19 protein-coding genes and 1 tRNA gene are annotated in these 18,757 nt (G+C 58.1%); 19 read left to right on the forward strand and 1 reads right to left on the reverse strand.

Annotated elements, in window-relative coordinates; translation table 11 throughout:
• Positions 1-101: 101 nt before the first annotated feature.
• From H3Z84_RS09780 to secF, 7 genes are all read left to right on the forward strand, one after another.
• Positions 102-683 carry a nitroreductase gene (locus H3Z84_RS09780; protein WP_058340523.1) on the forward strand — a complete coding sequence of 194 codons (582 nt, stop codon included), beginning with the start codon at positions 102-104 and terminating at the stop codon, positions 681-683.
• A gap of 48 nt (positions 684-731) precedes the next feature.
• Positions 732-818: transfer RNA gene (locus H3Z84_RS09785), tRNA-Leu, on the forward strand.
• 41 nt (positions 819-859) lie between these two features.
• A complete protein-coding gene (gene queA / locus H3Z84_RS09790; protein WP_199457321.1) occupies positions 860-1,960 on the forward strand; it encodes a tRNA preQ1(34) S-adenosylmethionine ribosyltransferase-isomerase QueA in 1,101 nt (366 codons plus the stop codon).
• A 14-nt stretch (positions 1,961-1,974) separates the two neighbouring features.
• The gene (gene tgt / locus H3Z84_RS09795) at positions 1,975-3,096 is read left to right on the forward strand and encodes a tRNA guanosine(34) transglycosylase Tgt (protein WP_199457384.1); all 1,122 of its coding nucleotides are present in this window, start codon (positions 1,975-1,977) and stop codon (positions 3,094-3,096) included.
• 99 nt (positions 3,097-3,195) lie between these two features.
• Positions 3,196-3,501 (forward strand): preprotein translocase subunit YajC, encoded by a 306-nt coding sequence (yajC, locus tag H3Z84_RS09800; RefSeq protein ID WP_227498326.1) that lies wholly within the window; start codon positions 3,196-3,198, stop codon positions 3,499-3,501.
• 89 nt (positions 3,502-3,590) lie between these two features.
• Positions 3,591-5,465, forward strand: a complete 1,875-nt coding sequence (secD, locus tag H3Z84_RS09805; RefSeq protein ID WP_199457322.1) for a protein translocase subunit SecD — start codon at positions 3,591-3,593, stop codon at positions 5,463-5,465.
• Complete coding sequence (gene secF, locus H3Z84_RS09810; RefSeq protein ID WP_058340526.1) at positions 5,458-6,411, forward strand: protein translocase subunit SecF; 954 nt, start codon at positions 5,458-5,460, stop codon at positions 6,409-6,411. Before secD ends, secF begins: the two co-directional genes overlap by 8 nt.
• A gap of 82 nt (positions 6,412-6,493) precedes the next feature.
• Here the strand turns inward: secF and H3Z84_RS09815 are convergent, their stop codons facing one another.
• Positions 6,494-7,294 carry an inositol monophosphatase family protein gene (locus H3Z84_RS09815; RefSeq protein WP_036219547.1) on the reverse strand — a complete coding sequence of 267 codons (801 nt, stop codon included), beginning with the start codon at positions 7,292-7,294 and terminating at the stop codon, positions 6,494-6,496.
• 204 nt (positions 7,295-7,498) lie between these two features.
• On the opposite strand from H3Z84_RS09815, the gene trmJ reads away from it, so the two are divergent.
• The 12 genes from trmJ (at position 7,499) to bamB (ending at position 18,741) form a co-directional block, all read left to right on the forward strand.
• Positions 7,499-8,359, forward strand: a complete 861-nt coding sequence (gene trmJ / locus H3Z84_RS09820; RefSeq protein ID WP_199457323.1) for a tRNA (cytosine(32)/uridine(32)-2'-O)-methyltransferase TrmJ — start codon at positions 7,499-7,501, stop codon at positions 8,357-8,359.
• Between the two features lie 4 nt (positions 8,360-8,363).
• On the forward strand, positions 8,364-9,143 hold the full coding sequence (gene cysE, locus H3Z84_RS09825; RefSeq protein WP_058340527.1) for a serine O-acetyltransferase: 780 nt from the start codon (positions 8,364-8,366) through the stop codon (positions 9,141-9,143).
• 78 nt (positions 9,144-9,221) lie between these two features.
• The gene (gene iscR / locus H3Z84_RS09830; RefSeq protein WP_022989203.1) at positions 9,222-9,719 is read left to right on the forward strand and encodes a Fe-S cluster assembly transcriptional regulator IscR; all 498 of its coding nucleotides are present in this window, start codon (positions 9,222-9,224) and stop codon (positions 9,717-9,719) included.
• Positions 9,720-9,740: 21 nt separating this feature from the next.
• Positions 9,741-10,889: an IscS subfamily cysteine desulfurase gene (locus tag H3Z84_RS09835; protein WP_058340528.1), complete on the forward strand. Its 1,149-nt coding sequence runs from the start codon at positions 9,741-9,743 to the stop codon at positions 10,887-10,889.
• Positions 10,890-10,957: 68 nt separating this feature from the next.
• Complete coding sequence (gene ndk / locus H3Z84_RS09840) at positions 10,958-11,386, forward strand: nucleoside-diphosphate kinase (protein ID WP_022989205.1); 429 nt, start codon at positions 10,958-10,960, stop codon at positions 11,384-11,386.
• A 63-nt stretch (positions 11,387-11,449) separates the two neighbouring features.
• A complete protein-coding gene (rlmN, locus tag H3Z84_RS09845) occupies positions 11,450-12,559 on the forward strand; it encodes a 23S rRNA (adenine(2503)-C(2))-methyltransferase RlmN (RefSeq protein ID WP_022989206.1) in 1,110 nt (369 codons plus the stop codon).
• Positions 12,560-12,599: 40 nt separating this feature from the next.
• Positions 12,600-13,403, forward strand: coding sequence for a type IV pilus biogenesis/stability protein PilW (pilW, locus tag H3Z84_RS09850; protein WP_199457324.1), 804 nt, complete (start codon positions 12,600-12,602; stop codon positions 13,401-13,403).
• On the forward strand, positions 13,393-14,400 hold the full coding sequence (locus H3Z84_RS09855; protein WP_199457325.1) for a RodZ domain-containing protein: 1,008 nt from the start codon (positions 13,393-13,395) through the stop codon (positions 14,398-14,400). Before pilW ends, H3Z84_RS09855 begins: the two co-directional genes overlap by 11 nt.
• A gap of 33 nt (positions 14,401-14,433) precedes the next feature.
• On the forward strand, positions 14,434-15,552 hold the full coding sequence (ispG, locus tag H3Z84_RS09860; RefSeq protein ID WP_022989209.1) for a flavodoxin-dependent (E)-4-hydroxy-3-methylbut-2-enyl-diphosphate synthase: 1,119 nt from the start codon (positions 14,434-14,436) through the stop codon (positions 15,550-15,552).
• Positions 15,553-15,593: 41 nt separating this feature from the next.
• Positions 15,594-16,868, forward strand: a complete 1,275-nt coding sequence (hisS, locus tag H3Z84_RS09865) for a histidine--tRNA ligase (protein ID WP_199457326.1) — start codon at positions 15,594-15,596, stop codon at positions 16,866-16,868.
• A gap of 47 nt (positions 16,869-16,915) precedes the next feature.
• The gene (locus H3Z84_RS09870) at positions 16,916-17,572 is read left to right on the forward strand and encodes a YfgM family protein (protein ID WP_022989211.1); all 657 of its coding nucleotides are present in this window, start codon (positions 16,916-16,918) and stop codon (positions 17,570-17,572) included.
• A complete protein-coding gene (gene bamB / locus H3Z84_RS09875; RefSeq protein WP_199457327.1) occupies positions 17,572-18,741 on the forward strand; it encodes an outer membrane protein assembly factor BamB in 1,170 nt (389 codons plus the stop codon). Before H3Z84_RS09870 ends, bamB begins: the two co-directional genes overlap by 1 nt.
• Positions 18,742-18,757: the final 16 nt, after the last annotated feature.

Here is an 18,757-nt window from a genome sequence, read left to right on the forward strand (position 1 = left end):
TTGGTCGCTCATTGTGTGCTGCCGGTTTTTTGTAGTTTTGAAGTGAGCTAACACTGAAGGTTAGCAGTATTACGTATAAGCCACAATTCTTACAGGTGTCTATGAGCTCTGTTACCCGCTTTCTGCTTGACCGTGCCTCCGAGCCCCGCCTGGAGGCCCCGGCTCCGCCCAGGGATGTTCTCGAGCAGGCTTTCCAGTGTGCAGCAAGGGCTCCGGACCATGCCTTGTTGCGGCCCTGGCGCTACCTGGTGATAGAGGGTGAGGCGCTGGAGGCCCTTGGCGAGCTGTTCGCCTCTGCCTGCCCGGAAACCGCCAGTGAGCAGGAAGTCGAAAAATCCCGTAAAGCACCGCTGAGGGCTCCGATGGTGATTGTCGGGATTGCCTCACCGCAACATCATCCCAAGGTACCGGAAGTAGAGCAGGTGATGTCTGCTGCCACCGGCATGGCATTTATCGGCCTGGCATTGCGCGATGCGGGTTACGGTGGCATGTGGCGCACCGGCCCGGTTACCTACCATGCACAGGTGCATCGTGGCCTTGGGCTGGCGGAAGGCGAATCGATAGTCGGCTTTCTGTATACGGGTACAGTGGTGCAGGAAAAGCCACCCGTGCCACGGCCGGAAACCCGTGAATTTGTTGAAAATTGGCAAGCGCCGGGACAGCTTGCATCCTGGGATGAATGATCGGTTGCTTTCAGAATCAGGGTCAGTATAATCCTCCCACTCTCCGATGGCGGCGTGGTGAAATTGGTAGACACGACGGATTCAAAATCCGTTGGGGTAAAACCCGTGGCGGTTCGAGTCCGCCCGCCGCTACCACTTATTGGCCGCAACCTGCGGCGTCGTGAATAGCCCGGCCCATGAACGTCTCTGATTTCCACTTTGACCTGCCGGACGAGCTCATCGCCCGTTACCCGCTCAAACAACGCAGTGCATCCCGTTTACTGAATCTCGATGGCCCTACCGGCCACACCCGGCACCTTCGTTTTACTGACCTGCCTGACCTGCTTCAGCCTGGCGACCTTCTGGTGTTCAACAATACCCGTGTTATTCCCGCGCGCCTGTTCGGCCAGAAGGAGACCGGTGGCCGGGTAGAGGTGCTGGTTGAGCGAGTGGTCGGTGAACACGAAATCCTGGCCCACACCCGTTCTTCAAAGTCTCCCAAGCCGGGGCAGCGGGTGTTGCTTGAGGATGGTACGGCCCTGCTTATGACCGGTCGGGAAGATGCGCTGTTCCGCTTTGTCTGCGAGAGCGAAGAACCCATTCTTGATGTGCTCGAGCGCATTGGCCACATGCCGTTGCCTCCTTATATGGAGCGGGATGACGATCAGTCAGACCGGGAGCGTTACCAGACCGTCTACGCCAAGGAGGCGGGTGCCGTGGCGGCGCCTACCGCCGGGCTTCACTTTGACGATGACCTGCTGGGGCTACTGAAAGAAAAGGGCGTTGAGTTTGCCTACGTCACCTTGCACGTAGGCGCCGGTACCTTTCAGCCGGTTCGGGTGGATAACGTCAAAGACCACGTGATGCACAGTGAGGTTGCCCACGTTCCCCGGGAAACGGTAGATGCCGTGAATCAGGCCCGCGCCAGGGGCGGTCGGGTAGTGGCGGTGGGCACCACCTCGGTACGCTCGCTGGAATCCGCCAGTCAGAACGGCGTGCTGTCGGCCTTTCGGGGTGAAACCGATATCTTTATCTATCCCGGCTATCGTTTTCAGACGGTGGACGCGATGGTCACCAATTTCCATTTGCCGGAGTCCACGCTGATCATGCTGGTTAGTGCGTTTTCCGGCTATGAACATATTATGTCTGCTTATCGTGAGGCGGTTCAGGAGCGTTACCGGTTTTTCAGCTACGGTGATGCCATGTTCCTGACCGGCCAGCAGCCAAGCCTTGGGCGCCAGGCTGCCTCTGGCCAAGCCGATACTGATCAACCGGAATCCCGTGGAGAATCCCTGTGAGTAATTCCTGTTTCATGAGCTTCGAGAAACTTGGAGAAGATGGCAAGGCCCGGCGTGGCCGCCTGACCTTCCCCAGGGGAACGGTCGAGACGCCGGCGTTCATGCCGGTGGGCACCTACGGTACCGTCAAGGGCATGCTGCCCCGGGACATCAAGGAAATCGGTGCGGAAATCATTCTGGGCAACACTTTCCACCTGATGCTCCGGCCGGGTACGGAAGTGGTCAAGGCCCATGGTGACCTGCACGACTTCACCCAGTGGCAGGGGCCGATCCTCACGGACTCCGGCGGTTTCCAGGTATTCAGTCTGGGCGAAATGCGCAAGATCACCGAGCAGGGCGTAACCTTCCGTTCACCGGTGGATGGCTCGAAAGTGGAGTTGTCGCCGGAGATTGCCATTGGCGTGCAGCGGGACCTGGGCTCGGATATCGTCATGATTTTTGACGAGTGTACGCCTTATCCTGCCACCGAGAAGCAGGCGAAGGAATCCATGGAGTTGTCCCTGCGCTGGGCAGAAAGAAGCAAGAATGCCCATGAGGGTAATCCGGCGGCACTGTTCGGAATCGTTCAGGGCGGCATGTATGAATCCCTGCGGGACCGCTCGCTGGAAGGGCTGGCTAATATCGGGTTTGACGGCTATGCCATTGGTGGCCTGTCGGTAGGGGAGCCGAAGGAAGACATGATCCGCATTCTGGATCACCTGCCGCCCAAGATGCCGGAAGACAAGCCCCGCTACCTGATGGGCGTGGGTCGCCCGGAAGATATTGTTGAGGCCGTGCGCCGCGGTGTCGATATGTTCGACTGTGTAATGCCCACCCGGAATGCCCGCAACGGTTACCTGTTCACCTCAACCGGTATCGTGAAGATTCGCAATGCCAGAAACCGGCACGACACCGGGCCCCTGGACGAACGGTGTGACTGTTACACCTGCCAGAATTTCTCGAAGAGTTACCTGCACCATCTGGACAAGTGTGGTGAAATGCTGGGCTCCCAGCTCAATACCATCCACAATCTGCGCTTTTATCAGAACCTGATGAGCGGATTGCGTGGCGCCATTGAAGCAGGTACATTGTCCGACTTTGTAAGCGAATTCTATGCCTTACGCGGCGAAAGTGTGCCGCCGCTGGGCGATTCCTGATCAAGTTTTACACCTAGACAAGTCAATAAACGGAGAACCTGAATGAAATCAATCAAACTGCTCATCGCCGGTCTGCTGTCTCTGATGCCTGCATTGGCCATGGCTCAGGATCCGGGCGCCCAGGGTATGAGCGTGATGGGTCAGATCATCTTCTTCGCAGGCTTTATCCTGATCTTTTACTTCCTGATCTGGCGCCCGCAGTCCAAGCGTGCAAAAGAGCACAAAGCTCTGATGTCCGGCCTGAACAAGGGTGACGAAGTTGTCACTTCCGGCGGCGTAGCCGGTCGCATTACCAAGGTTGCGGACGACTTCATCGTTCTGGAAGTGTCCGATAACGTAGAAATCAAGGTTCAGAAAGTAGCTGTAGCAGCCGCCCTGCCGAAGGGTACGCTGAAGGATATCTGAGCTGGTCAGGCGCCGGCGCCCTGTGGCGCCGGCTGATTCATACTGGCTGACACACCAAGACCGGCGACCAGTCGGCTCAAAGGGATCCCATGCTGAACAAGTATCCTCTCTGGAAAAATCTGGTGATCGTGTTTGCACTGGTCATCGGGTTTATTTACGCCTTACCCAATTTTTTCCCCGACGATTACGCCATCCAGATCACCGGCGCCCGTGGTAGCACCGAGGTAGACCAGCGTGTACTCGACCGCGCACTTGGCGAACTCGAAAGCCGCGGTATCGAAATCAAATCCAGCCTTCTAGAAGAGCGGGACGCCCTGATTCGCCTGACCAGTTCCGATGACCAGTTGCGGGCGAGGCCGGCAGTGCAGGCGGCCCTGGGTCGGGAATACCTGGTGGCCCTGAACATGGCTCCGTCGACTCCCGGTTGGCTGCAGAGTCTGGGCGCCGGCCCCATGAAGCTGGGCCTGGATCTTCGTGGCGGTGTTCACTTCCTGCTGGAAGTGGATATGGAGACAGCGGTTAACCAGCGCCTTGAGGCCCTGTCAGGCCAGATCAAGCGGGATATGCGGGAAGAGCGCATCCGCTACCGGGGCGGTGATGTGGGCGAGAACCGCAACATCATCCTGAGTTTCCGCGATTCGGAGACCCGGGCGGAAGCATTCACGCTGATTCGTGACAACTACAACGAATTCCTGCTCGACGAGAGCACCGAGGGTGGTGAATTCCTGATTTCGCTTGCCCTTTCTGAAGCCGAAGTTCGTAACATCCAGGAATACGCCCTGGAACAGAACCTGACCACTATCCGTAACCGGGTAAACGAGCTGGGTGTTGCCGAGCCGCTGGTACAGCGCCAGGGCGCGAGCCGGATTATTGTGGAGCTGCCGGGCGTGCAGGATACGGCTCAGGCCAAGCGGGTTCTGGGTGCTACGGCCAACCTGGAATTCCGGATGGAAGCCCGCCAGGACGCCGCATCTGCCGAAACCGAGCAGTTCAGCTTCCGGGATGAGCCTAATCGTTCAGCCCGCCTGGAGCGGGACGTTATTGCGACCGGTAACAACGTGGCAAATGCCCAGCAGGCGTTCGACGAGAACGGCCAGCCGCAGGTTAACATCACCATGGATTCTGTGGGTGGTGACCTGATGAACCGCGCTACCCGCAATAACATCGGTCGCCGGATGGCGGTGCTGTTTATCGAGTACCGTACCGAGACCGAAACCCGCGAAGTCGATGGCGAGATTGTCGAGACCGAAAAGCGCGTAGTAGAGAAGGGCTTGATCAGCCTGGCAACGGTGCAGTCTGCCCTGGGCAGCAGCTTCCGTATCACCGGCCTGGATTCCATTCCCGAAGCCGCGGAACTCGCGCTGTTGCTGCGTGCCGGTGCACTGGCTGCGCCGATGTACTTTGTGCAGGAGCGGACCATCGGGCCAAGCCTGGGTCAGAAGAACATCGATGCCGGCCTGATGTCGGTAATGATCGGTTTTGCCCTGGTCCTGATCTACATGGCGTTCTTCTATCGTGGCTTCGGCATGATGGCCAACGTGGCGCTGACCCTCAACCTGATGTTGCTGGTGGCGTGTATGTCGATACTTTCGGCCACCCTGACGCTGCCGGGTATTGCCGGTATCGTTCTGACAGTGGGTATGGCCGTCGATGCCAATGTGCTTATCTTTGAGCGCATAAAGGAAGAACTGAAATCGGGCGTGCCGCCGCAAAGCGCGATCAACTCCGGTTACAGTCGCGCCTTCGTATCCATTTTCGATGCCAACATCACCACGCTGCTGGTGGCGGTGATCCTGTTCGCCATGGGCTCCGGCCCGGTCAAGGGCTTCGCCGTTACCCTGTGTATCGGTATCCTGACCTCCATGTTTACCGGCCTGATGGTCGGGCGCAGCATGGTGAACCTGGTGTATGGCGGCCGCAGGGTCGAGAAACTTTCGATCGGAGGGAAGCTGGCCAATGGCTGATACCGAAAAGCAACCGTTTGACTTCATGGGCTTCCGAAAGATTGCTTCGGTGCTCTCTATCGCTCTGGTAATTGCGTCTATTGCGTTGCTGGGCATTCGCGGCCTCAATCTCGGCATGGACTTTACCGGCGGCACCTCCGTCGAATTCGAATATGCCGAGGCTCCAAGCCTTGATGAAATCCGTACCCAGCTGACGGAAGCCGGCTACGAGCAGTTCTCGGTTCAGAACTTCGGAGCCGACACCATCGTGCTGATCCGCATGGCGGAAGCAGGTAACGATGAGCTGGCGAGCGAGGTGACCGAGGTGCTGTCACGCACGGGTGCCGAGCTGGAGCTGGTGAGTTCCGAGTTTGTCGGCTCCCAGGTGGGTGACGAGCTGAAAGAGGATAGTGGTTTGGGGCTGCTGATTGCGCTGGCCGTAGTACTGATCTACGTCGGTATGCGTTTCCAGTTCAAGTTCGGTATCGCCTCGGTGATTCCGCTGGCCCACGATGTGTTGATTGTGCTGGGTGTGTTTGCCCTGTTCCAGTGGACCTTTGACCTGACCGTTCTGGCAGCCTTGCTGGCCATTATCGGTTACTCCCTGAACGACACCATCGTCGTGGCGGACCGTATCCGGGAGAATTTCCGGAAAATGCGGGTAGGGGAGCCGTGGGATATCATCAACCAGTCCATCCACGAGACCATCACTCGTACGATCAACACCTCCGGTACGACACTGGTGGTGCTGATTGCGCTCTATTTCCTCGGTGGTGAGGCGATCAACAACTTCGCCCTGGCTCTGATGATCGGTGTGGTTGTGGGTACCTATTCCTCCATCTATGTGTCTGCGAACATGCTGATGGTGATGGGTGTAACCCGCGAAGACCTGATGGTGCCTGCAAAGGAAGGTGCCGGCGACGAGGCGGAGGAAGAGCAGCCGCCCGAGTGGTTGAATCGCATGTAATGCATGCCTGCCGGGCCCTTGTGGCCCGGCATAAAAAAACCGCCAACCCGAAAGGATGGCGGTTTTTTTGTGCCCGGTAAATTTACCGTGGCAGGCGACCCCGGAAGGGGTGCAGTACTTTCAGGACTTCGCGGAACAGTTTCGGGTTCGCCACAATCAGCTGACGGGCGTTGCCAGCCGAGGGATTACCGGAAAAGTCGCCGGTCAGTGCGCCGGATTCCATAGCCAGGGTAACCCCGAGGTCGAGGTCAGCTGCGGCAGGGCGGAAGATAACGGCTGCATCCAGCAGGCCAGCGGAAACCCGGGCAATATCCAGGACCACGCAGCCAGAGGTGCGGAACATGGCGGTTTCGCTGGCCAGTGTTGCGGCCATTTCGCCCCATACCATCGGATCATCGCCCTGACGGGTCTGGTCCAGAAGGTTGGTGGAGATTGCAGCCTTGGCTGGCAGTTTTACATCGGAAGCCCGCACGCGGCGGCTGTTCAGGGCGGCACCATGGCCGCGGCTGGCGGAGTATTCCTCGCCGGTCACCGGGTTAACCAGTAGCAGGTTCTCGGTGCGGTTGTTCTTTTTCTGGGACAGGGCCAGGGCGAACTCGGGAATGCCCCGTACAAAGTTCTCACGCCCCAGAACCGGGAAAATGTGCCAGCTTTTATCGCTACCGTTGGCATCAGCCTCGCCCATCGGAGCGATGGTGTGGTCTTTGTAGGCCTTTTCAAGCTGTTCGGCAAAGTTGTCGTAAATGGACTGCTCAACCCGTTCCAGCTGGCGCAGGCGGTCAGACTCATCTTTACCGTTAGGTTCCTGGCGCTCGAAGTGGGCTTTCAGGTAGTCGGATCCCTGGCGGGCAACGCGCAGGGCCATTTTGATTGCTGGTTGCATCTGAGTGTTCATTATCCGGGTGTGTTAAGGCCGGCTATCATAGCAAAAACTCCCTTCGCTTGTACGTTTTTTGGCTCAGGAAATCCACGGATACCATGGGGTTCGGGCGAAGTTGCGGGATTTCCGGAGAGCGGAAACGGTCGGGTTTCTGCTATCATGCGGTTCTTTTCCGCGAATGTACGACCAGTCACAGGCACCACGAACATGCACAAGCACGCAATGCCGCAGGAAGGAAGCGACACTTTCAACGATCAGGTCCGGATTGTTCTGGTTGAAACCTCCCACTCCGGAAATATCGGTGCGGTTGCCCGGGCGATGAAGAATATGGGGCTGGGGAATCTCTGGTTGGTGAATCCTTCGTCTTTCCCCGATGAAGCCTCCTACGCTCGTTCGGCCGGTGCTTCGGATGTGCTTGACCGGGCCCGGGTGGTTTCTTCGCTGGATGAAGCCCTGGCGGACTGCATCCTGGTGATGGGCACCAGCGCCCGCGGCCGCAAGGTACCCTGGCCGGTGATGGCGCCGCCGCAGGCGGCGGCCATGGCATCAGAGCACAGTGCGAAGGGGCGGGTGGCCCTGGTATTTGGCAGGGAGAATCACGGGCTGTCGAACGACGAACTTCAGCGTTGCCACTATCATATCCATATTCCCTCGAACCCTGATTACAGTTCGCTGAACCTGGCCATGGCGGTTCAAGTGATCTGCTATGAACTGCGCATGCAGTACCTGCGGGGCCTTGAAGAGGGCGAGTCCAGCCCCTACCTTGAGGCTATGGTGGCGCCGGGTGATGCCGGCTGGGATGTGCCGCCGGCAACAGTGAATGATGTGGAAGGGTTCTTTGGCCACCTGGAGCAGGTGCTGGTGGATGTGAATTTCCATCGCCGTGACAATCCGCGTCAGTTAATGAGCAGGTTAAGGCGCCTGTTCCAGCGGGCACGGATGGATGAAATGGAGATAAACATCCTGAGAGGCGTACTCTCTGCAGTCCAGAAGGCCGCCGGAACCCAGCAAGGTGGTATGAAGCATAAACCGACGGCGGAATCCTCCGCAGACGAAGGGCGGGAATAAGGTCATGTTCGAGCGTTTAAGGGAAGACATCAACAGCGTATTCCATCGGGATCCGGCGGCACGGAACACCTTCGAGGTGCTTACCAACTATCCCGGTTTGCATGCCTTGTTGCTCCACCGGCTGGCTCACTGGCTCTGGAACCTGGGGCTGAAGTGGCTGGCCCGAACCCTGTCTACCCTGGCCCGCTGGTTTACCGGTATCGAGATTCATCCGGGCGCAACCATTGGCCGGCGATTCTTTATTGATCATGGTATGGGCGTGGTTATCGGCGAAACCACTGTTATCGGTGACGACGTCACCTTGTATCAGGGGGTTACGCTGGGCGGTACCAGCTGGAATAAAGGCAAGCGCCATCCCACCATCGGAAATGGTGTGGTAGTTGGTGCCGGTGCCAAGATCCTGGGGCCGTTTGAAGTGGGAGAGGGCGCTAAGGTGGGGTCCAATTCCGTGGTGACCAAGGCGGTGCCTGCGGGCGCGACCGTCGTTGGCATTCCTGGCCGGGTGATTGTGAAGCGTCAGGGCGAAGATGATGTCCGTCGCAAGCAGATGGAAGAGCGGATGGGCTTCGATGCCTACGGGGTTACCGAAGAAATGCCGGATCCTGTGGCCAGGGCCATGCGTTCGCTGCTGGATCACATGCACGCGGTGGACGATCGCATCGAAAACATGTGCAAGGCCATTCGCAAGGTGAACAGCGAATACCAGAACGGCGAGTTGCCACCTTTGCACGAGGAAGATTTTGACTGCGTGCGGGATGAAACCGACACCGACGGAAAAGGCTGAATACTTGACTGTTTTAGTTGGTCAATTCATACTTCCGCATGCATATCGCGATTCATTCCCATTAACGGGGCTGAAATTATGAAGCTGACCACCAAAGGCCGCTACGCTGTAACGGCGATGCTTGACCTGGCTCTGCACGGAGCCCAGGGGCCGGTAAGCCTTGCAGATATTTCAGCCCGGCAGGAAATCTCCCTCTCGTATCTCGAGCAGCTGTTCTCCCGCTTGCGCCGTCATAGCCTGGTGGTGAGCGTGCGGGGCCCGGGTGGTGGCTATCGTCTGAGCCGCTCTGCCGATGACGTTTATGTCGCGGAAGTGGTGGATGCGGTCAGCGAATCCCTGGATACCACCCGTTGCGGTAATAAAGGCGACTGCCAGAATGGCGAAAAGTGCCTTACCCACCATTTGTGGTCAGACCTGAGCAGCCAGATTCATCAGTTTCTCAGCGAAATCAGCCTGGGCGACCTGATGCGAAAACACGAAATCCGCCAGGTGGCGGACCGCCAGAACCGTAAACAGTCTGATGGCGATCCGGATACCATCAATACCCGGCGTTTGATTGACCAGGCTCCGGCCTGATAACCGACACTTCCTTTGACTATGAAAACACCCGTATATCTTGATTATGCGGCGACGACGCCCGTTGATCCTGCCGTTGCCGATGAGATGGTCAAATATCTGACCATTGATGGAGTTTTTGGCAACCCCGCGTCTCGCTCCCACGGATACGGCTGGCAAGCCGAGGCCGCTGTTGAAGGTGCCCGCCGCCAGGTAGCCGACCTTATCCATGCCGACCCCAGGGAGATTGTCTGGACCTCCGGGGCAACGGAATCGGACAACCTTGCCATTAAAGGTGCCGTAGCCGGCCGGGCCAGTGCCCACGTGATTACATCGACGATCGAGCACAAGGCAGTTATTGATACCTGCAAGTGGCTGGAGCAACAGGGCGTAGAGGTTACCTGGCTGGCGCCGGAAGCCGACGGGCGTATTTCGGTTGAGGCGGTGGCGGGTGCACTCAGGGAAAACACCGTACTGGTGAGCCTGATGCTGGTGAACAATGAGCTGGGTTGTATTACCGATACGGCTGCAATCGGCGAACTGTTGCGTAACCGTGGCGTGTTGTTTCACGTGGACGCCGCGCAGGCCGCCGGAAAGATGCCGGTCGATGTCGCCGCACTGAATGTCGACCTGATGTCGCTTTCCGGACATAAGGTTTACGGCCCGAAAGGTGTTGGTGCGTTGTATGTGCGTCGGTCTCCAGAGGTCAGCATCGAGGCCCAGATGCATGGTGGCGGCCACGAGCGGGGCATGCGCTCCGGTACTTTGCCTACCCACCAGATTGCCGGCATGGGGAAGGCTTTCGAGCTGGCCGGGCAAGGACTGTCTGACGAACTTATGCGCCTTGAAGCCCTGCGCGAGCGCTTTCTGGGCGGGCTGGAGTCGCTTTCCGGCGTTCATTTCAACGGCAGCCGGGAACATCGGGTGCCGGGCATTGTCAACCTATCCTTTGAGGGTGTTGAAGCCGAGTCCCTGATGCTGGGCTTGCGGCAGGTGGCGGTGTCATCCGGTTCTGCCTGTGCTTCGGCTACGGTAGAGCCCTCTTTTGTGCTGCGTGGCATTGGCGTGAGTGACGAGCTGGCTCATCGGGCATTAAGATTTTCCTTCGGGCGGTTCACCACCGATGAAGAAATCGACTTTGCCGTGGAGCAGATTGTGCAGGTTGTGTCCCGACTTCGTACGGTGCGGTAGGCAGTTGCACTCGGACTGCGTATAATCGCACCCCTGAATTTTTACCCTAACCAGACTGGAGAAACATCATGGCAAACGAGCGCACGCTCTCTATCATCAAGCCCGACGCGGTCGCCAAGAACGTTATCGGCGAAATCTACAGCCGTTTTGAAAAAGCCGACCTGAAAATCGTTGCGGCCAAAATGATGCACCTGACCCAGGAGCAGGCCGAAGGTTTCTATGCCGAGCACAAAGAGCGCCCGTTCTTTAACGACCTGGTTGCTTTCATGACTTCCGGTCCGGTTGTTGTGCAGGTTCTGGAAGGCGAAGGCGCCATCCTGAAGAACCGTGAGCTGATGGGTGCAACCAACCCGAAAGAAGCCGACGCCGGCACTATCCGTGCAGACTTCGCTTCTTCCATCGACGCAAACGCCGTTCACGGCTCCGACTCTGCAGCTTCTGCCGAGCGCGAAATTGCGTATTTCTTCTCCGACAACGAAATCTGCCCGCGCGGCTGATGTTGTCTGTTCAGGGGCAGCTTACGGCTGCCCCTGAATTGGTTATCTGATCGAGGTTATGTCATGACTGCCCCTGCCGAAAAAATCAATCTTCTGGGGATGCCCAAAGCCAAGCTCGAGGCATTTTTTGAAACCCTGGGGGAAAAACGTTTCCGGGCCCAGCAGGTGCTGCAGTGGATCCACCAGCGTGGCGTTGATGACTTCGATCAAATGACCAATATGAGCCGCGTTCTGCGCGAAAGGCTCAAGGAAATTGCTGAAGTGCGTGGCCCCGAGGTGGTTTACGACGAAACCTCGAAAGACGGCACCCGCAAGTGGGTTATGCGCATGGATAACGGCAACAGTGTTGAAACTGTGCTTATTCCTGATGGGGAACGTGGCACCTTGTGTGTGTCGTCCCAGATTGGCTGCAGCCTGGACTGTACTTTCTGTTCGACGGGAAAGCGGGGCTTTAACCGTAACCTGACAGCGGCAGAAATCATTGGCCAGGTGTGGGTGGCGCGCCGCGCTTTCATGCCGTTTGATCCCACCGATCGGCCGATTACCAACGTGGTCATGATGGGCATGGGAGAGCCCCTGCTCAACTTTGATAACGTGGTTGACGCCATGAACCTGATGATGGAAGACCTGGCTTACGGTATTTCCAAGCGTCGGGTTACCCTGAGTACCTCCGGTGTTGTTCCGGCCCTTGACCGGCTGGGTGAGGTTACCGATGTTTCACTGGCCATCTCTCTGCATGCCCCTAATGATGAACTTCGTAACACGCTGGTGCCGCTGAATAAAAAGTACCCGATTGCCGAGTTGCTGGCAGCGACCCGCCGCTACCTGGCGCGCCTGCCAGACAAGCGTAAGGCCACTATCGAGTACACGGTCATAGAAGGTGTGAACGACCAGCCAGAGCACGCCCGGGAACTGTCCGTAATCTTGAAGGGGTTGCCCTGCAAGATTAACCTGATACCGTTTAATCCATTCCCGGAAAGCGATTTCCGCCGGCCCAGCATGAACGCAACCCGGCGCTTCCAGAATGTGCTGAACGAAGCCGGCTTCGTGACCACCATCCGAACCACCCGTGGTGATGACATCGACGCTGCCTGCGGCCAGCTGGTAGGCCGGGTGGAAGACCGGACTCGCAGAAGCCAGCGTTATATTGCCGTTCAGCAAGTTAATCCCTGAATACAGGGGAGCGGAAACAACCAAGGTAAGGTGTTTGTTGATGGTTAGAAATTCCAAGGTAAAACTGGCTGTATTGGCCCTGATTTTTTCAGGGATGCTGGTGTCCGGATGCGTAACCACCACAGACAGCCGTTTCAGCCGGGAGGCTGACCGCGACAAGGCCTTGAGCAGCTACGTTCAGCTGGCAACCGCCTACATCGGGCAGGGCAACCTGGAGCGGGCTCGGCACCACCTTGATCGCGCCCTGGAAATTGACAGCGGAAATGCCGAGGCATTGGCTGCCATGGGACTGGTGTACAGCTATGAAGGCGAAGAGCAGCTGTCCGAAGAAAGTTTCCGCAAGGCTGTGTCAGCGGACGGAAGCTATACCCGTGGGCGCGTCTATTACGGTGCCTTCTTGTACGGCCAAAAAGAATACGAAGGTGCCCGTAACCAGTTTTCCGTTGCGTCCCGGGATACCGGGTACAGAGAGCGCGGAGGTGTCTTTTACAATCTGGGCATGACAGAAGAGCGCCTGGATAACCTCGAAGGCGCAGAGGCAGCCTACCGCAGAGCCGTAGAGCTGACCCGCGGCGAAGCTCGCTCGTTGCTGTCTCTTTCACGTGTGCTGGTGGAACAGGACAATTACACCGAAGCGTCCCGGTATTACAGCCGCCTTCAGACCATGATTCAGGGCAATACACGACTGACCCATTCCGCAGAAAGCCTTTACACAGGCATCCGCATTGCCCGTTATTTCGGGGACAAAGACCAGGAAGCCAGTATGGCTTTGTTATTGCGGAACGAATTCCCGGAATCCACAGAGTATCAACAATACAAGGTGCTGATTGCCAATGACCGGTGACGAGCAGCTGAATAACGTATCCGCAGAACCTGTCGGACAGCAGCTCCGGCGGGCACGGGAGAAGGCAGGGCTGAGTCTGGCAGCGGTTGCAGACCAACAGCACCTTCGGGTGTCCGTGATTCAGGCGATTGAAAGCGGTGATTACAGCAAAATTGATACCGAGCTGTTCCTGAAGGGGTATGTCCGTGCCTATGCGCGGCAGGTAGGCCTGGATGCAGACTCGATTATCCGTGACCTGGACACCGAGCTTGAGCCTCGCCGCCAGGAGCGGGAGCAGGCGCTGCAGGCTAACCCGCTGGTAAATATCGAACGACGCCGGCGCCAGAAGCGTCGGGCCGCCAAGCTGATTCTCGTGCTGGTGGCCGCAGCTTTGATTGGCTTTCTGGCCTTTACTTATCTCGGCAGCAAAGACTCCGCGCTGCCAGCGACACCGCAACCGCAACCGGAAGCAGAGCAGCCCGAAGCCATCGAAGACCCTGTCGGGTTTCAGCCGGACCGCACTGCAACTGCTCCTCTGATTGAAGCTGACGAGCCCGCTGTGGTGGTACCAGAGCCTCAAGAACCTGGTGATGAACCCGTCTCAGAGGCAGGGCAGGTTGTAGCCGAAGAAAGCGCGACCATGGAACCTGGCACGGCCCCTGCAGCCGCCGCTGAGGCTGAGGACCAAGCCCTTGAAACCGCGCCGGTGGACGTTGCAGCTGTCGCTGAGCCGGTTACGGAAGAAACGGTTGCGGCTAACGAGCCGTCGGCAGCGGCCCGTCTGCAAATGACGTTCAGTGATGATTGCTGGATTCAGGTTACTGATGGCGCTGGTAACCGTCTGGCTGCCGGTCTACGTAACCGCGGCAACCAGCTGGACGTGTCCGGTGAGGCGCCACTGAGAGTGGTAGTTGGCGCAATGAGTGCCGTTGAAACCATCCAGTTCCGGGGCGAGACCCTGGACCCTGGCCGTTTCCGCGTAGTGAATAACCGAGCAGAGTTCACCCTAGAACCCTGAACGACCGCCTGAACAGATTGTTGGTTCCAGACCATGAAGCAAGATTCCCCGATCAAGAGACGTAAATCCCGCCAGATCATGGTGGGCAATGTGCCAGTGGGCGGAGATGCGCCCATTTCGGTACAGAGCATGACCAACACCAATACCTGTGATGTTGATGCCACCGTCGGCCAGATCAAGGCCCTTGAAGAGGCCGGTGCGGATATTGTCCGCGTGTCTGTGCCGTCTATGGAGGCGGCCGAGGCGTTCGGCAAGATTCGTGAGCGGGTCTCGGTGCCGTTGGTTTCGGATATCCATTTTGACTACAAGATTGCGTTGCGGGTTGCCGAGCTGGGTGTTGATTGTTTGCGGATCAACCCCGGCAACATTGGCCGGGACGACCGGGTGAGTGCGGTGATCAACGCTGCCAAGGATCGCAATATTCCGATCCGCATCGGGGTGAATGCCGGGTCACTGGAAAAGGCATTGCAACGCAAGTATGGCGAACCGACCCCCGAGGCGCTGGTGGAGTCTGCCATGCGCCACATCGATATTCTGGACAAGCACGACTTCCAGAACTTCAAGGTCAGCCTGAAGGCGTCCGACGTATTCATGACCGTCGCAGCCTATCGCCAGATTGCCTCCCAGATCGAGCAGCCCTTGCACCTGGGCATTACCGAGGCGGGCGGTTTCCGGTCCGGTACCGTGAAATCCGCCATCGGCCTCGGCATGTTGCTGATGGATGGCATTGGCGACACCATACGGGTCTCCCTGGCGGCAGACCCGGTACAGGAAATCAAGGTAGGCTTCGACATCCTCAAGAGCCTGCGTTTGCGTAGCCGCGGCATCAATTTCATTGCCTGCCCGAGTTGTTCACGCCAGAACTTCGACGTCATCCAGACCATGAACGACCTGGAAGCCCGCCTTGAAGATGTGAACACCTCACTGGATGTGGCCATCATTGGCTGTATCGTTAACGGGCCGGGTGAAGCCAAGGAAGCAGACCTGGGGCTGACCGGCGGAAGCCCGAAACACCTGCTGTATGTGGGCGGAAAGCCGAACCAGAAACTGGACAACACGGCACTGGCTGATGACCTCGAGCGGCTGATCCGCGAGCAGGTTGCCAAGCGCCAGGAGCAGGAAGAAGCTGTTATCGCCCGGTCTTCAGACTGAGCGTTACAAAGACACCATTCAAAGATTTTCAGGGTTTAAACTTGGCTAAAATTCAGGCAATTCGGGGGATGAATGACATCCTCCCGGACCAGACCCCGGTCTGGCAGTATGTAGAGTCCACGGTAAGACAAGTGCTCGGCCAGTACGGCTACCAGGAAATCCGTATGCCGGTGGTAGAGCACACCGAACTGTTCAAGCGCTCGATCGGTGAAGTGACCGATATCGTCGAAAAGGAAATGTATACGTTCGACGACCGCAATGGCGACAGCCTGACTCTGCGCCCTGAAGGTACAGCCGGTTGCGTGCGGGCCGCAGAAGAGCATGGCCTGCTGTTCAACCAGACACGCCGTTTGTGGTACACCGGCCCGATGTTTCGCCATGAGCGGCCCCAGAAAGGACGGTATCGCCAGTTTCACCAGATCGGTGTCGAGTGCTTCGGCATGGCCGGCCCTGACATTGACGCGGAGCTGCTGGTTCTGACCGCCCGCCTGTGGAAGGCGTTCGGGCTGACCGAGCATGCCCGGCTGGAAATCAATTCCATCGGTACCAGCGAATCCCGCAAGGTGTACCGGGAGGCGCTGGTTCGTTATCTCGAGCAGTATAAAGACCAGCTCGATGACGACAGCAAGCGTCGTCTTGACACCAATCCGCTTCGCATCCTGGACAGCAAGGACCCGGCCACCCGTGAAATCCTGAACGGGGCACCGTTGCTGGATGATTACCTCGACGTCGAATCCCGCGCCCATTTCGAGCAACTGAAATCACTGCTGGATGCGGCCGGCGTAAGCTACACCGTCAATCCGGCACTTGTTCGGGGCCTGGATTACTACGGTAAAACCGTGTTCGAGTGGATCACTGACAGCCTTGGCGCCCAGGGCACCATCTGTGCCGGTGGCCGTTATGATGGACTGGTTCAGCAACTTGGCGGCAAGCCCACCGATGCGGTAGGTTTTGCCATGGGTCTGGAGCGGCTGATTCTGCTGCTTGAAACCCTCGACCTGGTGCCGGAGCAGGTCAACAACAACGCCGACGTATACGTAACCGCCATGGGCGAGCAGGCCGTTGCACCAGCCATGGCGGTGGCCGAATGTCTGCGTAATGAGTTGCCCGGAGTGGTGGTGGTCAGCCATTGTGGTGGCGGAAGTTTCAAGAGCCAGATGAAAAAGGCTGACCGGAGCAATGCTCGCTATGCAGTCATTCTGGGAGAGAACGAAATTGCCAGCGGCACGGTGGCCCTGAAACCACTTCGAAATGACGATCCCCAGCAGGAAGTTAACCAGTCCGAACTGGCTTCAGTCCTGAAGGGTTTGCTTTAAGTTTTCTTGATAACGCATTGTATTTTAATAATTAATCAGGAGTTTTCATGGCCGAGTTGCGCACAGAAGAAGAACAGGTCCAGGCGATCAAGGATTGGTGGAAAAAGAACGGCAGTTCGCTGCTGATCGGTATCGGCGCGGCACTCGCCATTGTCTTCGGCTGGCAAGCCTGGCAGAACCACCAGGCCCAGCAACGGGCGGAAGCAGCCAACCAGTTCGCCAATCTGCTGAACGCCTTTTCGGGTGAGCAGGGAGAATCTGACACAGACACCATGGCCTTTGTCGCCGAAACCCTGCGTGAAGAGCACTCCGACAGCGCCTATGCCATCTACGGCAACCTGGTGATGGCGCGCCAGCAACTGGCCGAACAGAACGATCCAGCCGCTGCAGTAGAATCTCTCAGCTGGGCGCTGGACAAGGCTGCTGATGACAAGGCGCTTTCCCTGGTCGTGCGCAACCGCCTGGCTCGGGCCCAGTTTGCCGCCGGCAACCACGACGATGCCCTGGCCACGCTTGATGGTGCTGGCGAAGCGGATGCCTTCAATGCCATTTTCTCCGAACTTCGGGGCGATATCCTGTTGGCCAAAGGCGACCAGGATGGTGCCCGGGAAGCCTATCTGACCGCCCGGGAACAGAACCAACAGGGCCGAAGCGGTGTCCTGGAACTGAAACTGTCTGACCTGGGCGTCGGGGAGGACGCCTGATGCCGGTATCCAGAAGCATCCGCTCGGGTTTCCTGGCGGCGGCATCCATTGCGGCAATGGCCCTGGCCGGATGCAGCACCACCGATACCTTTGAACAGCCTGCCCCCTTGCCGGAAATCGACGAGCGTGTGGAGTTCGACCGGGTGTGGTCCATGTCGGTTGGCGATGGCCACGACGGTGAGTTCCTGCACATGGCGCCGCTGTATGCGGGTGACACCTTGTATGCTGCCTCTGCAGACGGCGAGGTTGTCGCGGTCCAAAGCGAAAACGGCGAGCTGATCTGGGAGCAGGACCTGGACGAGCGTTTGTTTGCGGGCCCGGGTGCTGATGCCCGGCAACTGTACCTGGCAAGCCGGAATGCCGAACTGATCGCCCTGTCCAGTGAGGATGGCAGTGAACAATGGCGCGCGAGCCTGCCAACGGAAGTGGTAGCTGCGCCGCAGTCTAACGGTTCCCTGGTGGTGGCGCAGACCACCGATGGCCGGGTGATCGGTTTTGATGCCGGAAACGGTGACCAGCTCTGGCAGTACGATGCCCAGGTTCCGGTTCTGACTATGCGCACCGGCGCTGCTCCGTTGGTGGGTGGAGACGTGGTGATCGCGTCCTTCGCCAACGGCCGGGTCATTGCGTTGACGGCAGCCGCCGGGCAGCCGGTCTGGCAGTACGAAGTAGGCCAGCCCCAGGGCCGCACAGAGCTTGAGCGCCTGGTGGATATTGGCGGCCAGCCGCTGGTGCTGGATTCCGCCATTATGGTGGCGGGTTATCAGGGCAAGCTGGCCCTGGTGGATATTCGTTCCGGCCAGGAAATCTGGAGCAAGCCGGCATCCAGCTTCTATTCACCGGCAATCGGTAACGGCAATATCTACCTGGCCTCGGCCAATGGCGACATCCAGGCGCTTCGTGGCAACGACCGCAGGGAGCTGTGGGTTCAGGACCAGCTGTCCTGGCGCCAGGTAACCCGTCCGGCCGTTTCCGGAGACTATCTGGTGGTAGGCGATTTTGAGGGTTATCTGCACGTGTTGTCCGCCGAGGACGGTAGCCTGCAGGGCCAGGTGAAGTTCGACAGTGAGGGTATCCGCGTACCGGTTCAGGTTACGAGAGATGGTAACCTGCTGGTTTACGGAAACGGCGGCAAACTGTCCGTGCTCAGGCTTGAGCAGGACGACTGACAGCCCCATGAATTTA

Origin of the sequence: Marinobacter sp. bablab_jr003 (genome assembly GCF_016464245.1) — a bacterium.
GTDB classification, from domain to species: Bacteria; Pseudomonadota; Gammaproteobacteria; order Pseudomonadales; family Oleiphilaceae; genus Marinobacter; species Marinobacter vinifirmus.